Raw genomic sequence first — 17405 nt, 5'->3', positions numbered from 1 at the left:
CGGGCCGCGCCGCGCCGCCCTACCCCCCTCTTTTTTCGCTATCTCCGTCCATGAAAATTATCTGCATCGGCCGCAACTACGCCGACCATATTGCCGAGCTGCACAACGAAACGCCCGCCGCCCCCGTCATTTTCCTCAAGCCCGAAACTGCGCTAGTGCAGCGCGGCCAGCCATTTTTCGTGCCCGATTTTTCGAAAGACGTGCACCACGAGCTAGAACTGGTGCTGCGCGTGTGCAAAAACGGCCGCCACATTGAGGAGAAATTTGCCCACACCTACTTCGACGCCATCGGCCTGGGTATCGACTTCACGGCCCGCGACCTGCAGAGCGAGCTCAAGAAAAAAGGCCTGCCCTGGGAGCTAGCCAAGGCCTTCGACGGCTCGGCGCCCATCTCGCCCACCTTCAAGCCGGTGGCCGACTTCACCGATTTTGCCAATATCAATTTTAAGCTCGAAGTGAACGGCGAGGTGCGCCAGCAGGGCAATTCGGGGCTGATGCTACACCCGTTTGCCAAGATTATCGCGTTCGTGTCGCAGTACATTACCCTCAAGCAGGGCGACCTCATTTTTACGGGCACGCCCGCCGGGGTAGGCCCGGTGCAGCCCGGCGACGAGCTGGTGGGCTACCTCGAAGGCGAGAAAATCCTGGAAGTGCCCGTGCGGTAGGGCTGTGCGGTAAGCTTTAGCTTGCCGTATTGTGCGTCATTTTGATATAAAAAACTGCTGGCCTGCGTTACCAGCAACGGCAAGCTAAAGCTTACCCTACTCATTATTTTGTTGACTATCAAATTAGTGCGCTGGCTATCGCTGCCGGCGCTCGGCGGCTTATTATTGCTGGCTACCAGCGGCCACGGCCAGGACGACGGGCAGGACGACACCACCACGCGCCGCGTGAGCGGCCCGATAAAGGCGGCCGCGGCCGCGGGCAAGGTGGACGTGCCGGCCGGCTACTTCCTGTTTCCAATTGCCCCTGGGCAGCCGGGGTTTCTGGCGGCCAGCATGGGCGAACTGCGGCCCAACCACTTCCACGGCGGCCTCGACATCAAGACGGGCGGCGGGGTCAATAAGCCCGTGTTTGCCTCGGCCGATGGCTACATCTCGCGCCTCAAGCAATCGGCTTTTGGCTACGGCAACGTGCTGTATATCACTCATCCTAATGGCCTGACCACCGTATACGGTCACCTCAACAAGTTTGAGGGAGCCGTGGGGTCCGAGCTGCTGCGCCAGCAATACGAGAAGCAGACCTACGAGCTGGAGCTATTCTTTGATAAGGGCCGGTTTCCGGTGCGGCGCGGCGAGGAAGTGGCGCTATCGGGCAACACCGGCGGCTCGGCCGGCCCGCACGTGCACTGGGAAGTGCGCGACGCCCAGGACCGCCAGCTAAACCCCTTGCAGTGGGGCGGCTTCCCCGAAATCCAGGACCATACTGGCCCTACCCTGCAGGCGCTGGCCGTAGAGCCGCTGGCCATTGGCGCGCGGGTGCGCGGGCGCTTCGAGCGGGCGCTGCTGGTGCCAAAGGTGCAGCCCGCGCCGGGCGCGGCTACGGTGTGGCCCGATACGGTTTCGTGCTTTGGGCAAGTCGGGCTGCTGCTGCAGGGCTTCGATAGGTTTGATGGGGCCTGGAACAAGAACGGTATCCAGCGCGTGACGGTGCGCGTGAACGGCCAGCCCCACTACCAGCACGTGATTGACGCCGTACCGTTTCCGAGCGGCACGCGGCAGGTCAACAACTTCGTGGACTATGCTTATGCCCGCACCAGCGGCCGCACGCTGCAAAAGCTGTGGGTAGAGGAGAGCAACGACCTGCCCTTTTACACCCCGCCCGGCATCGGCCAGGGCAAGCTCGACGTGGAAGCGGGCAAGGTGTACACCGTTGATTTTGAGCTGGCTGATGCGTACAACAACAAGGCCACGGCGCGGCTGGTGCTGCGCGGCGACCAGCCCACCGACTACGTCCGGCTGTCCGGCGCGGCTCCTACCCCCGGCGCCCGGCCCAAGCTCAGCTACGATATAACGCGCAACCTGCTGCGCGCCACCGCGCTGAATGCCCCTACCGATACCACCGGCCAGCCGCAGTACCTGCTGCTGCGGCGCGGCGGCCGGCAGCTGGCGCTGCGCCCCAGCTACTCGATGGGCGCGGCCACCACCTACCTCTACGACCTGCGCGCCGGCCTGCCCGACTCGCTGCTGCTGGGCAGCGTGCACCAGGTATTCGACCGCCAAGCGATGATACCGGCCGGCAAGGAAATGAGCTACGCCACGCCCTACGCCAACCTTGTTTTTGGACCGCAAACGCTGTTTTCGCCGCTTTATCTCAACACCCTGCACCGAGCCGACGCCGGGCCCACGGCCCCCGAAAGCTGGACCATCGGCTCGCCGCTGGTGCCGCTCTACCTACCCCTACGCCTCACGCTGAAGCCCACTACCCCCCCCGCCGAACGCCGCCGCACCGCCATCTACAGTGTGTCGGCCAACGGCGGCCGGGCCTACGCGGGCGGCCTCTGGAACGCCGACAGCACCCAGCTTTCGGCCAATCTGAAGCAGTTTGGCCAGTTCCGGCTTTACACCGATACCAAGGCACCCACGGCCCAGCTGCTGAGCCGCGCGGGCGGGCAACTGCTGTTCCGGGTGGGCGACGATATGTCGGGCCTGAGCTCGTATAAGCTGCTGATTGGCGGGCGCTTCCGGCTGCTGCGCTACGAGTATAAGAATGCTACCCTCTTCACCGTGGCCGGCGATACGCTGGGGCCTGCGCTGCACGGTGCTGCTGAGCTGCGGCTCACCGACCAGGTTGGCAATAAACGAGTTATCCCGCTGAAGCTGTAAGGAAATTTTTGTCTTCCAATGGTTTGTCATTGCGAGCGCAGCGAGGCAATCGCATCCGAACGACTAGCGTGGACAAACGACTCATAACTCCTAATTCATAACTCATAATTCAAAAGAGATGCTTCCCGAACCCGGCACCGCCGCCCCCGATTTCACGGCCCCCGACCAGCACGGCAACCCCCTCACGCTGAGCAGCCTGCGCGGCCAGCGCGTGGCGCTCTACTTCTACCCCAAGGACGATACGCCCGGCTGCACCGCCCAGGCCTGTAACCTGCGCGACAACGAGGGCCAGCTCGCCGCCCAGGGCATCAAAGTAGTCGGCGTGAGCACCGACGACGCGGCCTCGCATGGCAAGTTCGCGGCGAAATACGACCTGCATTTCCCGCTCATTGCCGATGCTGACAAGGCCATTGTGAACGCCTACGGCGTGTGGCAGGAGAAGAAAAACTACGGCAAAACCTACTGGGGCACCGTGCGCACCACGTTTTTAATTGACGCTGATGGGCTGATTGAGAAGGTTATCAAGCGGCCTGATACGAAGGAACACGCGGCGCAGGTGCTGAAGTGATAGGATGCTCCGTTTAAATCACTTGCTCCATTTGTCATTGCGAGCGCAGCGCGGCAATCGCCCCAGAACGAGTCGTTCGGGCTTCGTTCTGGGGCGATTGCCGCGCTGCGCTCGCAATGACAGACAAGGCAAACGATTCCCTACCCCTCATTCACCAGCAGAATCTTGCCTATGTGCTCGCTGCTGGCCATCAATTCCTGCGCTTTAGCGGCTTCGGCCAGCGGGAAGGTTTTGTAGATAACCGGCTTGAGTTGGCCACTGGCCGCCAGCGGCCACACGTGCTTTTCGACCTCGGCGGCCAATGCGGCTTTGAATTCGGCGGAGCGCGGGCGCAACATGCTGCCGCTGAGGCGCAGGCGCTTGGTCATGATATCGAGCAGGCTGAGCTCGACTTTGGGGCCGTTCATAGCGTTGATGTATTGCAGGCGGCCGTCGGGGGCGAGCAGGCGCAGGTTTTTGGCGGTGTAGTCGCCGCCCACCATGTCGAGGATGACGTTGATTTTTTCCTCTTTGAAGGCCTGTTCGAAGTCTTCTTCCTTGTAGTTGACGCAGCGGGCGGCGCCGAATTTCTCGCAGTCGCGGCACTTGTCGGCGGTGCCGGCGGTGGCCAGCACTTTGTTGCCCAGCGCCGTGGCTATCTGAATGAGGGTGAGGCCGATGCCGCTGCTACCCCCGTGCACTAGCACGGTTTCGCTGGGCTGCAGGGCGGCCATTTGGAAGACGTTGGACCACACGGTAAAGGTGGTTTCGGGCAGGCTGGCGGCCTCCTCTAGTGACCAGCCGGCGGGCACGGGCAGGCAGTGGCGGGCGTCGATGGCGGCGTACTCAGCGTAGGCGCCGTCGGTGAGCAGGGCGCACACCTGGTCGCCTACCCCCCAGCGCGGGGCCGACGCGCCCACCTCGACCACCTCGCCAGCTACTTCGAGGCCGGGCACCACGCCGTTCACTAGTGCGCCGCCGTACTTGCCCTCGCGCAGGCCTAGGTCGGAGCGGTTGAGGCCGATGGCTTTTACTTTGATGAGCACTTCGTGGGCGGCCGGCACGGGGCGCGGGCGCTCTTGCAGCTGCAATACTTCGGGGCCGCCGGGGCGGGTAATGACGATGGCTTTCATGGAAATTCAGCTAAAAAAGGTTCTGTTGGGCAGGGCCCTACCGGATAATTACGATTGAGTAGTTAACCCAATGCGGCTTGGACGGGTTACGCTGGGGTTATCTCACCTGACCATTTTATTCTTCTCATGGAAAAACTAACCGGAAAAGTCGCCCTCGTAACGGGCGCGGGCAAGGGTATCGGCAAGGCCGTGGCCATTGCGCTGGCGCACGAAGGCGTACACGTAGGCCTATTGGCCCGCTCGGCCGACCAGCTCGCCGAAGTAGCCGCCGAGCTGCAAAAGCTGGGTGTGAAAACCAGCGTGGCCACCGCCGACGTGGCCGACGAAGCCGCCGTGAACGCCGCCGTGGCCCACATCACCGGCGAGCTGGGCCCGCTCGATATTCTAATTAATAACGCCGGCATCGGCACGTTTGCCAAGTTTCTGGAGATGCCGGTGGCCGACTGGGAGCACATTATTCGGGTGAATTTGCTGGGCGTGTACTACGTGACGCGCGCCGCGCTGCCAGCCATGATTGAGCGGCAGACGGGCGACATTATCAATATTTCTTCGACCTCGGGGTTGCGCGCATCGGCGGGCAGCAGCGCCTATAGCGCCTCGAAATTTGCGGTGATGGGGCTCAGCGAATCGCTGATGCAGGAGGTGCGCAAGCACAACATCCGGGTGACTGCCCTCACGCCGAGCACGGTGGCTACCGAGCTGGCTATCAGTAATAACCTCACCGACGGCAACCCGGATAAGGTGATGCAGCCGGAGGATATTGCCGAGTTTATCATCTCGCAATTGAAGCTGAACCGGCGCATTTTTGTGAAGGAAGCGGGGCTGTGGTCGACTAACCCGTAAGAAGCTGGTAGTCAAAATCGTTTGTCATTGCGAGCCTGCGAAGCAATCGCATCAGAGCGACTCGTTCAGGGTTTGTTCTGGGGCGATTGTTTCGCAGGCTCGCAATGACAAACGATTTTCTTTTGTGCAATAAGCAGCGCGGCGGCATCAGGTAGCCACTCCCTACCCCGCCGCTTATGTACCAACTCGTACTCACCCTGATTTTATGCTGGCTGGCGCTGCCCGTGCTGGCACAGCAGCAGCTCGCCAAGGCCCGCCAGAGCAGCTACCTCACCAAGGTTTTCCGGCTGACTACCGCCCAGGCGCAGCGCTTGTATGAGCGCGGCTTGCAGGCGGCCCGGCCCGAGTTCTTTACCGTGCCGGTCGATTCGTTTCCGACTGATAAGCCGGCTTGGCCGCGCCTGGCGCTGGGCTACTACCTGGTGGCCCACACCGAAGGGCCCGAGCTGGTGTACTGGCTGCGCGCCGAAACCTCGCGCACGCTGGAAGTCATTGACAACCAAAGCGACCTGACGCTGGTGGTGCGCGACTCGCTGGGGCAGCTGCTACCCGGCGCACAGGTGGCGGTGGCCGGCCAGCCCCTGGCCTGCGACCCCGCCACCCGCACCTACCGCCGAGCCCGCCCCAGCCGGGCCGGCATCGTGGCCGTGACGGCCGGCGGGCGTACCACCTTCCACCCCTTGGCCCAAACCTACCGCCAGCCGGGCGGCAACTGGCGGCGCAGTGGCTGGCTGGCGGCCGGCCGCCGCGTGCTTTTCGGCTGGCCGCTGGGCTACCTTACGGTGCCGGTGTGGCGCACGGCCCATGACCTCCGACACGCTTCCACCGTAAATACCGGGCTGGTGGGCCTGCTGCGCTCGCCCTTCAGCGAGGACGTGCGCGACGAGCGGCAGAACCGCCGCGAGCAGCACCGCGACCAGCGTGAGGAGCATGCCCAGCAGCGCTGGCTGAGCTACCTGCTTGTGAGCCAGCCGCGCTACCGACCCGCCCACGACACCCTGCGCCTGAAGGCGCGCGTGCTGCAGCGCGGCAGCGGCCGGCCCAGCACCAAGCCCCTGACGCTGTGGCTGAGCGGCGGCGGCCTGGGCAAGCCCAAGCGCCTGGCCACCCTGCGCCCGGTGCGCCCCGGCTCCTACGAGTTTGCCCTACCCCTCACCGACACGCTGGGCCTGCGCGTGGGCACCACCGCCAGCCTGGTGCTGGAAGATGCTCACGAGCAGACCGTGGCCGAGGGCGATTTTCGATTTGAAGACTATGAGCTGAATAACAATCAGTTTACCCTACGAATGCTGGAGAAGGCGCCCCGGCGGGGGCAGCCCCAGGCGGCCTTTATGCGGGGCAGCGATGCCAGCGAATTGAACCTGCTCGATGCGCAAGTGCGGCTGGCAGTGGTGCCCACCAGCGGGCCGCGCCAGGTGCTGGGACGGCGGCTGTTTGTGCCCGATACGCTGTGGGCGCACACCCAGGCGCTCGACCCGGTGGGCGAAACCCGCGTGGATTTGCCGGCCGGCATCTTTCCGCGCACCGATTTCAGCTACGAGGTGCGCGCCGAGTTTCGGACCACTGACAACGAGCGGCACGTGAAAACCGTCAGCCTACCCTATCAACTCGACCCCGGCCGGCTGCACCTGACGGTGCGCGGCGACTCAGTGCACCTGCGCTACGACTCGCTGGGTATTGACCGGCCGCACCGCGCCCGGCTGGACATTGCCAGGGCGAATAGCGCGCCCGGCGACAGCGCGTATTTCCGGCGCGGCAGCGTGCGCCTACCCCTCGCGTTATCCCTGAACCCACAGGCGGCCAGCTACCTGGTGCACGACGACGCCGGCCGCAGCGCCCACCACGACCTGAGCGCCAACAACGCTGACCTCACGCTCGGCTCGGCCCGCACCGCCGACTCGCTGCGGCTGGCCGTGGACAACCCGCACCGCCTGCCGTTCTGGTACTATGTATATCGGGGCAATGAGCTGCGTGACCGCGGCTACGCCAGTGACTATCAGCTGAATATTGAGGAAAATAACACGGCTACCTGGCACGTATCGCTGCACTACGTGTGGGGCGGGCAGCTGCGCGATGCGGAGTACTCGGTGGGGCCGGTGCCGCGCCAGCTGCACATTGCCACCGAGCAGCCCGCCGTGGCCTACCCCGGCCAGCGCCTGCGCCTGGGCTTCCGGGTTACGGACGAGCGCGGCCGGCCCATGCCCGACGCCGACCTCACTGCCTACGCCTACACCAGCAAGTTTGAGCGCGGCGGCCTGCCCGAGCTGCCCGTGACGGCGCCGCCGGTGGCGGGCCGGCTGGCGCGCCAGCGCTTCGCCCTTACCCCTGGTTTCAGCCACTACGCTACTGAGCGGCAGCGGCTGGCCTGGCAGCAGTGGCGGCACCAGCTGGGGCTCGATTCGCTGCAATTTTACCACTTTCTGTACCCGGCGGGCGGCGCGTTTTACGAGTATCGGCCGGCGCCGGGCGGGCTCACGCAGGTGGCGGCGTTCGTGGTTGATTCGGGCCGGGTGCAGGCGCCGATTGCGGTGTACGTAGATGGCCAGCCGGCTTATATTCACGACATTAACCAGGGCCAGCCCTACGTGGCCGTGGCCGACAGCGGGCACCACACGCTCAGCATTCGCACCGCCAACCGGCTCATTACCCTGCGCGATGTGTACCTGCGGGCCCAGCACAAGCTCACGTTCAGCCTCGACCCCAACCAGCCCTGCGCCGAGCTGACCGTGGAAAAGCGCCCCCCTACCCTGCTGCCCGCCGAGCTGCTGGCCCTGCGCCGCACGCTGGTGCCGGTGATGGGCCGCGGGCCTTCGACGCTGCGCCAGGGCAATGTGTTGCGCCCGGTAGCGCCCAGCTATTATTCGGGTGGCATGGCCCTAGCGGGGCCTTTTGAGCCTGATTCGGTGCTGCTGCGGCCCCTGCGCGAGGAGCAGAGCGAGGGCGGCCGACGCAAGTTTTTGTTTGAGCCACTGTACAGCTACCAGTTCAGCCCCAGCTTGATTAAGCTGACGTGCCTCGACCCGGCGCGCCTGGGCGACCTCAACGGGTCGGGCCTACCCACCCAGCTGCCGCTCGGCGATTTTGCCTACACCGAAGCCGCGCTGCGCCCCTGGCTATACGAGCGCGCGACCTACGAGTACGCGACTCCCGCAACGTCGGCTTTGAAAGGTAAAAAAAGCAAGAGGATTCGGCGCCCTCTTCCCTACCCCCTTCGCTACCGCGAAGCGCCCAAGCTAACCTTCCCGGACCAAACGCTGGCCGGCCAGGGACGCCTGGAATTGCTGCTGCCCGATAGCCTGGCCCAGCCGCTCTACACGCTGCTCACGCGGCCCGACCAGCCCAAGTTTCGGCGCTTACAGCCCGCCTACCCCCTGCTGCACGGCCTGACGCCCGGCCGCTACCGCGTGGCCGTGCTGCTGGCCGATAGCAGCTGCCTGACTCCCAAAGAAACGGTTTTGGTCGAAGCTAATGGCCAGACGTACTTCCGCTTGCGGGCCGCTGACCGCCAGCCGTCCGGCCCGCTCAGCCACCGTATCAACCAGTGGCTGTGGCGCTTGTCGCCGCTGGTACGCGTGCTGGTAGTGGCCCCGCCGCGCCGCGAAATCAGGGTGGAGCAGCCGGGTGGGCGGCGGGCCAATACGCGCCAAGTACGCGGCCGCGTGGTGGACCGCACCACCGAGGAAGGCCTGCCCGGCGTGACGATTTTGGTGAAGGGCAGCACCAACGGCACCTCCACGGCGGCCGATGGCAGCTTCGCGCTGGCGGTGCCGTTTGAGGCGCAGACGCTGGTTTTTTCGTCCGTGGGCTACACCACGCAGGAGCAGGGCATTGATTACCGTAATAAGCTGGATGTCGCGCTGAGCGCATCGACGGAGTCCCTTTCGGAGGTAGTCGTAGTGGGCTACGGCACCCAGCGCCGTAGCGACCTGACGGGCAGCGTAAGCTCGGTGGTGGGGTATAGCCTGCAGGGCCGGGTAGCGGGCGTGAGCATCAGCGGCGCGCCAGCCAATGTGCTCATCCGGGGTAGTGCGTCGGTAACGGCCAGCGCACAGCCGCTCTACGTCGTGAATGGCGTACTGCTTACTGGCCGGTTGGCTGATATCAGCCCGGCCGATATTCTGGACATGAAAGTACTGAAAGGCACTGAGGCCACCGCGCTCTACGGGTTGCGGGCCAGCGCGGGCGTGGTCCTCATCACCCTGAAAAGCGGCACTGTGCTGGCCGGCCAGCCCACTGACAATTTGGCTAACTTGCTGCTAACTAACGACCTGCTACCCGGGGGCGACCCGCGCCTGGCGTTGCGCCGCCACTTCCGCGACCAGGCTTGGTGGCGCCCTACTCTCCTCACCGACGCCCAAGGCCGCGCCCACACCGACGTGGTGCTGCCCGACGACGTGACGAGCTGGGACACCTTCGTGGTGGGCTCCGACAACCACGGGCGGCTGGGCGGCAGCACCGGGCGGGTGCGGGCCTTCAAGTCGCTGCTGGCCACGCTGGCCGTGCCGCGCTTCCTGGTGGCTGGCGACCGCGTGCAGGTGCTCGGCAAGGCCCTGAACTACCTGCCCGATACGGCGCAGCTGACCACCACCTTCCGCGTGGGCGGGCAGGTGGTGCGCCGCCAGGCGCGCCGCGTGGGCTCGTCGTTTATTGACACGCTCAGCGTGACGGCCCCGGCGGCGGCGGACTCGGTGCAGGTGGCTTTTGGTCTGGAGCAAGCCAGTGGCTACGCCGACGGCGAGCAGCGCAGCCTACCGGTGCTGCCGGTGGGCACCCGCGAGCGCGTGGGTACATACGCCGTGCTGGCTGAAGCCGATACGACCATCACCCTACCCCTCGACCCGAGCCTAGGGCCGGCCACGGTGCGCGTGGAAAGCGACGCGCTGCCCGCGTTGCTATCGGAGATTCAGCACTTGCAGCAGTATGCGTACTTGTGCAACGAGCAGGCCGCCTCGCGCCTGCTGGGGCTGCTGCTGGAGCAGCGTATCCGGCAGCAGCAGGGCGTGCCGTATAAGGGGCAGAAGGTGGTTAACTTTCTCATTAAGAAGCTCCTCGATGGCCGCCACCAGCCCGAGGGCATCTGGGGTACCTGGCCGACGTCGGACATCAGCCCCTGGGCTACCGTGCACGTAGTGGAGGCGCTGCTGGCCGCCGAGAAGCTGGGCTACGCCGTGCCCATTGACCGCAACAAGCTGACCACCTACCTCTTGCACGAGCTGGACGAAAGACTGAGCCTCCCTACCCCCACCCAGCGCTACTACGGCCACTTTGCGGCCGACGACGACCAGATTCGCCTGCTGAAGCTGCTGCACGAGCTCGGCGCCGCCGCGCCCTACGGCACCTACCTGCGCCGCGTGGAGGCCGCCGCCCCGCGCCGCCCGGCCCTCGACCGTTACCTGGCCCTCACTGAGTTGCGCCAGCAGCTGGGCCTGTCGTACCAGCTCGACACGCTGCGGCGCTACCGCCTGCGCACCGAGCTGGGCGGCGTGTATTATGCCGATACGCTGCGCGACGGCACGTACTACCGCTACCTGCTTTCGAGCCGGGTAGGGGCTACGCTGCTGGCGTATAAACTCTTGCGGCAGCAAGGCGGGCACGCGGCCGAGCTAGCACGCATCCGCACGTTTTTGCTGGGCCTGCGGGGTGGGGGCTACTGGGGTAGCACCTACGAAACGGCCCAAATCCTGGCTACCATCGGCCCCGACCTGCTGGTACCGGGCACGGGCAAGGCGGCGCAAGTGCAGCTCAGTGGCAGCCCGGCGCTGCCGGCGGGGCCAGTCACGCAGTTTCCGCTGGCGCTCACGCTGCCCGCGGGCACGGGCTCGCTTACGCTGCGCAAGCAGGGCGGCCTGCCGGTGTACGCCACCGCGTACCAGACGCGCTGGGACCCTACCCCCGCCGCCGTGGCCAAGCCGTTTACCGTCACAACTACGCTGGCCGGGCAGGCAGGCAGCCGCGTGGCCCTACCCGCTGGCAAACCCGTGGAGCTGGTGGTAACAGTAGACGTGCAGGCCGAGGCCCACTACGTGCTGCTGGAAGTGCCCATTCCGGCCGGCTGCTCCTACGGCGACCCGGCGCCGACTACTTATGGCGAGGTGCACCGCGAGTACCTCAAGCACCAGGCCGGCATTTTTATCGACCGCCTGCCGGTGGGCAGGCACACGTTTCGGGTGGCGTTGCAGCCGCGCTACCGGGGCAGCTACACGCTCAATCCGGCCAAGGCGGAGCTGGTGTATTTCCCTACGAAGTTTGGGCGCACGGCTAGTAAGCGGGTGATAGTGAAGTAGCTAAAAGGGCCAGTAGCTAAGGAATAGATACTGGCCCTTTCATTACTAAAACCGAAAACCGTCGCGGGCTACCAAATAGCTTACGCATGTATGCCTCTTCCAAATCATCATGTGCGTTTTTGTGAAAGCGTCTGAGTTCTTCAGCCGAAAGTTTGTGATAACTAAAAGTCAGAAAGACATGCGTTACGCTATCAGTGCTTTGCACCAATGTATCAAGTCTAACGCCAGTATTTTTGTGGAGTATACTGAAGCGATGCGTCGCACTCTTATTTCGCAAAATCAGGCTATGCCAGGCATCAGGTGTATTGTTGAATGAAACTGGACCAGAAAAAACCACGCTATCATCGCGGCGAATTTCCAAATTAGCTTCCGGTTCTGTATCGCTACCATTTTGAAAGTAAACAATTGTGCGGTGTGGTTTCGTCTCCGCTACGTTGGTGTTGCGCTGGTCTGCCAGGCAACTGGATAATAGCAAGACGCTAGCACCCGCTAGAAACCATGTGCTACTCTGCCACATGGAACAGCGCCTTCACGGCCGTCACGAAGAAGTTGACCCCGATGGCCAGTGTCAAAAAACCCATGACGCGGGCCAGCGCGGCCATGCCCGGCCGGCCCAGGAAGCGCGTGAGCCGCAGCGACGACACTAGGATGAGAAAGGCCGCCGCCGCCACCAGTCCGAAGCCCAATACCGTGAAAACCTTATCCGCCACCGAAGGGCGGATGAAGCCGATGCAGAGCGCCATCGAGCCCGGCCCCGAGAGCATGGGCATGGCCAGCGGCGTGAAGCTGATATCGTCCTTCTGCATGCTTTCTTCGAGCGCGGCGGGGCCCACGCGGTCGCGGTTGGCGCCCGGCGTCAGCAGGTCGAAGGCCGAGCGCATGAGCAGGATGCCGCCGGCAATGCGCAGGTGCTGAATATTGATACCGAAGAAGTTAAGAATATACTGCCCGCCAAAAAACGCTACTGATAGAATCGCGACCATGTAGAGGCACGAGCGCAGGGCGGTGGCCGTGCGTTCGGCATTGCTGTCGCTGTCGGTGAGGGTCAGAAACACCGGCATGGCGCCGAAGGGATTGACGACCGAAAAGAGCGTGGTGAAGGTGAGAATCAGGACTTCCATGCCGTAAAGGTATTGGCCGGGTAATTGAAGGCGGGCGGGGTACCGACGAAGTTGTCCGCAATTTCATCGTTCGCTTATCATCTTTACAGTCCTATCTGCCCACCGCTACACTCATCGCGTGCCCACTTTTTACTTCATTTTGCACGGCCTGGGGCTGTTGCTGGGTGGCGCTGGCATACTGGCCACGCTGCTACCCCTGCTTCGTCAAACGGCTTGGTGGATTCGCGTTTGCGACTTTCCGCGCCTGCAAATAGTAGCCGGCCTGCTGCTGAGCTTGCTGCTGCTGGCCCTGCCAGGCCACCGGCTCTGGCTGGCGCATGCGCCGGTGGTGCTGGGTATGCTGGGCCTAACGGTGGTGTACCAGGCCAGCCGCATCTGGCCTTACACGACCTGGCACCGCAAGCAGGTGCAGGACAGCCAGCGCCGCCCCGACGACCCCAACCACATCAGCCTACTGGTAACTAACGTGCTGATGTACAACCGCGATGCCTCACGGTGCCTGGGCGTTATCCGCGAAAAGCAGCCCGATATCGTGCTGGCCGTCGAAACCGACGAGTGGTGGCTGAGCCAGCTGCAAGGCCTCACCAAAGACTACCCCCACACCTGCCACGCACCGCTGCCCAACACCTACGGCATGCTGGTTTTTTCGCGCCTACCTCTCTTAACCAAGGAGATACAGTTTATTCTCGACCCCGGCATTCCGTCGTTTCACGGGCGGGTGCGGCTGCCCAGCGGCGTCGAGGCCAACCTGCACTTTGTGCACCCCAAGCCGCCGGCGCCCAGCGAGTCCAAGACCAGCACCCGGCGCGATGCCGAGCTGCTGCTGGTGGGCCGCGCCATTCAGGTGCACGACGGGCCTACCATCGTGGCCGGCGACCTCAACGACGTGGCCTGGTCACACACTTCCGAACTGTTCCGGCGACTGGCGCGGCTGCTTGACCCGCGCGTGGGCCGGGGCCTGCTGCCTACCTTTCATGCCGACTACAAGCTGCTGCGCTGGCCCCTCGACCACGTGTTTCACTCGGCTCATTTCCGCTTGCAGCACATCGAGCGCCTGCCCTACATCGGGTCCGACCACTTTCCTATCTTTATTCGCCTCAGCTACGAGCCCCAAGGCTGGCAGTCGCAGGAAGCCGAACTGGAAGCCGCCGACGCCGAAGACCGCCTCGAAGCCCGCGAAAAAATCCACGACGCGGCAGTAGAAGAGCCAGCTTAAGCACCTTACCTAAGCATAGTGGCCCGGCTCCTATCCGGTTTGGATGAGGAGCCGGGCCACTTACGGTAGTGCCAAGCAGGTGTATTTAAACTGCCATTACAAAGCCTGCGGAACTGGCTTAACAACCTTGCTGCGCAAGTTGGCCTCCACGCTGGCCGGTGCGGGTTGGGCAACCTTGGTCCGGCTAGCCACGGGTAGCGGCACGCGCCGCACGAGCGTGCTAAAGCGGCCACGAGCGTTGCGCATAATGGGGTGGAGCCGCAGCGTCACACGCTGGCGGCGCAGGTCGCCGAAGCCCAGGGCAAAATTGCGCAGCGCAGGCAGCGCATCAGTACCCAGCAGCTTATACGTATTCAACTCAAAGCTGAACGGCACGCGCACCGAGTCGCGGGGCGGCAGCTCCAACGCCAGCGGCATGCGGCCCGCGCCCAGCTCTTTTTTGTCTACCAATATCGTGTAGTCAAGGCCGGTAATGGCGGTGGGCTCCAAGTTGGGGTTGTAGACATTGAGCTGCAAGCGCATTTTCAGCGGCAGGTTTTTATTCACGTAGCCGTCAATGAGTTGATTGCGGCGGGGTAGGTCTACGTCGTCGGGGGTGCGCAGGGAAAGAACATCGAGAGTGCCCAGGCTGGCCTGCTCCACGGCCCGCACAGTTAGGTGGGGCTCCACGGCAGGAACACTTTCCTGGCGCGTTTCACGCAGGGTGCAGCCAGTAGCTAGCAGCAGGCCTGTAACAGGCAGCAGCAGCGCAACGCGACGAATAAATAGCCTAAAAATACTCATGGCCTGACCTACGGGATGGCTTAGCTAATTGGTTGGCAAAACAAGGAAATAAAAATCATGCCGGGGACTGGTTTTCGCCAGGTTAGTAGCAGCACGCGTCACAAACTGCCTTTCACCTGTTAAAATCCAGCACCAGGTATTAAATCAGCCAACTCGCAGTAGCGTAGTACCGGCGTTAGCCGGTGAAAAATTACTTCTACCGGCACTAGCCTACAGTAGCCCAGGCAGGCAATTAGTAAGCAAGTTACATAGCACTTATTACCACGTCAAACCTGTCCATAAAAATTACACAAGTTATGTCTAACTTATAATTTTTACAAGTCATTGCTCAACAGATTTTTATAAAATAGTAACGAATAAATAAACTTTAAAAAATACCATAAAATCAATACTATATACTACGCATTAATCTTAGATTAAGAGTATTCGTAGCGCGCGTATTGTTTCTTGCATGTTGCACGAACGGTATTTATCTAGCTTTTTATTGCATTAAGCTGTGCAGAAATATCCCTACCCCCCTCTGGGTAGCCGAAGCCTGCCCGTAGTAGTTGAGCGGTACCCCAGGTACGCAAAAAGGCCGGAAGCTTTCGCTCCCGGCCTTTCACAATAGGTGCAAACAGCAGCTTACTTGCCGTCTACTTCCTCGTAGTCTACGTCGGTAACCTGGTCGCCAGCGGGCTGGCCCTGGGGTTGGCCATCAGTTCCGGGCTGGCCGTCTTGGGCGCCAGCCGCAGCATACATTTCCTGCGAAGCTGCTTCCCAAGCCTTGTTGAGCGCCGCTACACCAGCATCAACCCCGTTGAGGTCTTTGCTTTCGTGGGCTTTCTTGAGGTCGGCAAGGGCGCCTTCTACGGCGGTTTTGTTGCCGCCGCTCAGTTTGTCGCCGAACTCCTTCAACTGCTTCTCGGTCTGAAAGATGAGCGAGTCGGCGTCGTTCATCTTCTTGATGCGCTCAGCTTCGATTTTGTCGGCTTCGGCGTTGGCCGTAGCCTCGGTGCGCATCCGCTCAATGTCGGCGTCGCTGAGGCCGCTGCTGGCTTCGATGCGGATTTTCTGCTCCTTACCAGTGCCTTTGTCCTTAGCCGTCACGTTTAGGATGCCGTTGGCATCGATATCGAAGATTACCTCAATCTGCGGCACGCCACGCGGGGCGGGCGGAATGCTGTCGAGGTGAAACTTGCCGATGGTGCGGTTCTGGCTGGCCAGCGGGCGCTCGCCCTGCAGCACGTGGATTTCTACCGAAGGCTGCGAGTCCGAAGCCGTCGAGAAGGTTTCCGATTTTTTGGTCGGAATAGTCGTGTTCGACTCGATGAGCTTGGTCATTACGCCGCCCATCGTCTCAATGCCCAGCGAGAGCGGGGTCACGTCGAGCAGCAGCACGTCCTTCACCTCACCGGTGAGCACGCCGCCCTGGATGGCCGCGCCAATGGCTACTACCTCGTCAGGGTTCACACCTTTCGAAGGTTTCTTGCCGAAGAACTTCTCTACTTCTTCCTGAATGCGCGGAATGCGGGTCGAGCCACCCACGAGGATAACCTCGTCAATCTGGGCGGCCGAAAGGCCAGCGTCCGACAGCGCCTTCTTGCAGGGCTCCATCGAGCGGCGCACCAGGCTGTCGCTCAACTGCTCGAACTTAGCGCGCGTCAGCTTCACTACCAAGTGCTTGGGGCCCGAAGCCGTAGCCGTGATGTACGGCAGGTTAATTTCAGTTTCGTTGGAGCTCGACAGCTCGATTTTGGCTTTCTCGGCGGCTTCCTTCAGGCGCTGGAGGGCCATGGGGTCGTTGCGCAGGTCGAGGCCTTCGTTTTCACTCTTGAACTGGTCGGCCAGGAAATCGATGATAACCTGGTCAAAGTCGTCGCCGCCGAGGTGCGTATCACCGTTGGTGCTTAGTACTTCAAACACGCCGTCGCCAAGCTCCAGGATGGAGATGTCGAATGTGCCGCCGCCGAGGTCGTACACGGCAATTTTCTGGTCCTTATGCTTCTTGTCCAAGCCGTAAGCCAGGGCAGCCGCAGTAGGCTCGTTAATAATGCGCTTCACATCGAGGCCCGCGATGGCCCCGGCTTCTTTGGTAGCCTGGCGCTGGGCGTCGTTGAAGTACGCGGGCACCGTGATAACGGCTTCGGTCACGGGCTGGCCCAGGTAGTCTTCGGCCGTCTGCTTCATCTTTTGAAGCACCATAGCCGAAATTTCCTGGGGCGTGTAGTTGCGGTCGCCAATTTTCACGGCTACCGTATTGTTAGCGCCGGGCGTCAGGTCGTAAGCAACGTACCTGCTCTCGGACGAAACCTCGGAGAACTGGCGGCCCATGAAACGCTTGATGCTGGCAATCGTGTTCTTGGGGTTGGTAACGGCCTGGCGCTTGGCCGGGTCACCGACCTTACGCTCGCCCTTACCATTGTCGAGGAAAGCGACGATGGAAGGGGTAGTACGGCGGCCTTCGGAGTTGGGGATAACAACCGGCTCGTTGCCTTCCATTACGGCGACGCACGAGTTGGTGGTGCCCAAGTCAATACCGATGATTTTGCCCATAATGCTGGTGGGTGCTAAGGTTAAAAAGAGGAGTGATGTCTGGTTAGAATAACAGCTATGCGGCCGTTGCTGCCCTTGTTACAAGGCTCGTACCAGCCCCTTTTTCCTGCCACAATGG

The 17405-nt window shown here is 62.5% G+C and carries 11 protein-coding genes; 6 read left to right on the top strand and 5 right to left on the bottom strand.

Going from position 1 to position 17405, the window contains the following annotated elements; translation table 11 throughout:
* Positions 1–50: 50 nt before the first annotated feature.
* From E4631_RS06480 to bcp, 3 genes are all read left to right on the top strand, one after another.
* Positions 51–665, top strand: a complete 615-nt coding sequence (locus E4631_RS06480; RefSeq protein WP_133657611.1) for a fumarylacetoacetate hydrolase family protein — start codon at positions 51–53, stop codon at positions 663–665.
* A 111-nt stretch (positions 666–776) separates the two neighbouring features.
* Entirely contained in the window at positions 777–2825 is a 2049-nt protein-coding gene (locus E4631_RS06475) for a M23 family metallopeptidase (protein WP_133657612.1), read from the top strand.
* Positions 2826–2943: 118 nt separating this feature from the next.
* The gene (bcp, locus tag E4631_RS06470) at positions 2944–3393 is read left to right on the top strand and encodes a thioredoxin-dependent thiol peroxidase (protein ID WP_133657613.1); all 450 of its coding nucleotides are present in this window, start codon (positions 2944–2946) and stop codon (positions 3391–3393) included.
* Positions 3394–3533: 140 nt separating this feature from the next.
* Here the strand turns inward: bcp and E4631_RS06465 are convergent, their stop codons facing one another.
* Positions 3534–4505 (bottom strand): NAD(P)H-quinone oxidoreductase, encoded by a 972-nt coding sequence (locus tag E4631_RS06465; RefSeq protein ID WP_133657614.1) that lies wholly within the window; start codon positions 4503–4505, stop codon positions 3534–3536.
* Positions 4506–4631: 126 nt separating this feature from the next.
* Between E4631_RS06465 and E4631_RS06460 the strand changes: the two genes are divergently transcribed.
* The gene (locus E4631_RS06460) at positions 4632–5348 is read left to right on the top strand and encodes a 3-ketoacyl-ACP reductase (RefSeq protein WP_133657615.1); all 717 of its coding nucleotides are present in this window, start codon (positions 4632–4634) and stop codon (positions 5346–5348) included.
* Between the two features lie 176 nt (positions 5349–5524).
* Positions 5525–11632 carry a carboxypeptidase-like regulatory domain-containing protein gene (locus E4631_RS06455; protein WP_133657616.1) on the top strand — a complete coding sequence of 2036 codons (6108 nt, stop codon included), beginning with the start codon at positions 5525–5527 and terminating at the stop codon, positions 11630–11632.
* Between the two features lie 16 nt (positions 11633–11648).
* Here E4631_RS06455 and E4631_RS06450 read toward each other — a convergent pair whose 3' ends face one another.
* Both E4631_RS06450 and E4631_RS06445 read right to left on the bottom strand, forming a co-directional pair.
* Complete coding sequence (locus tag E4631_RS06450) at positions 11649–12149, bottom strand: hypothetical protein (protein WP_135318593.1); 501 nt, start codon at positions 12147–12149, stop codon at positions 11649–11651.
* Positions 12136–12753: a MarC family protein gene (locus E4631_RS06445; protein ID WP_133657618.1), complete on the bottom strand. Its 618-nt coding sequence runs from the start codon at positions 12751–12753 to the stop codon at positions 12136–12138. Before E4631_RS06445 ends, E4631_RS06450 begins: the two co-directional genes overlap by 14 nt.
* Before the next feature lie 118 nt (positions 12754–12871).
* Here E4631_RS06445 and E4631_RS06440 point away from each other — a divergent pair, with 118 nt between their 5' ends.
* Positions 12872–13969: an endonuclease/exonuclease/phosphatase family protein gene (locus tag E4631_RS06440; protein ID WP_205704212.1), complete on the top strand. Its 1098-nt coding sequence runs from the start codon at positions 12872–12874 to the stop codon at positions 13967–13969.
* Between the two features lie 96 nt (positions 13970–14065).
* On the opposite strand, the gene E4631_RS06435 is transcribed toward E4631_RS06440, so the two are convergent.
* Together E4631_RS06435 and dnaK are read right to left on the bottom strand one after the other, a co-directional pair.
* Complete coding sequence (locus E4631_RS06435; RefSeq protein WP_133657619.1) at positions 14066–14752, bottom strand: LEA type 2 family protein; 687 nt, start codon at positions 14750–14752, stop codon at positions 14066–14068.
* A gap of 624 nt (positions 14753–15376) precedes the next feature.
* Positions 15377–17287 (bottom strand): molecular chaperone DnaK, encoded by a 1911-nt coding sequence (dnaK, locus tag E4631_RS06430; RefSeq protein WP_133657620.1) that lies wholly within the window; start codon positions 17285–17287, stop codon positions 15377–15379.
* Between the last annotated feature and the right edge of the window lie 118 nt (positions 17288–17405).

This window comes from Hymenobacter sp. UV11, assembly GCF_004684095.1.
In the GTDB taxonomy this organism is placed as follows: domain Bacteria; phylum Bacteroidota; class Bacteroidia; order Cytophagales; family Hymenobacteraceae; genus Hymenobacter.
Note: the sequence above shows the minus strand (reverse complement) of the source record. Positions and strands in the feature narration are given on the sequence as shown.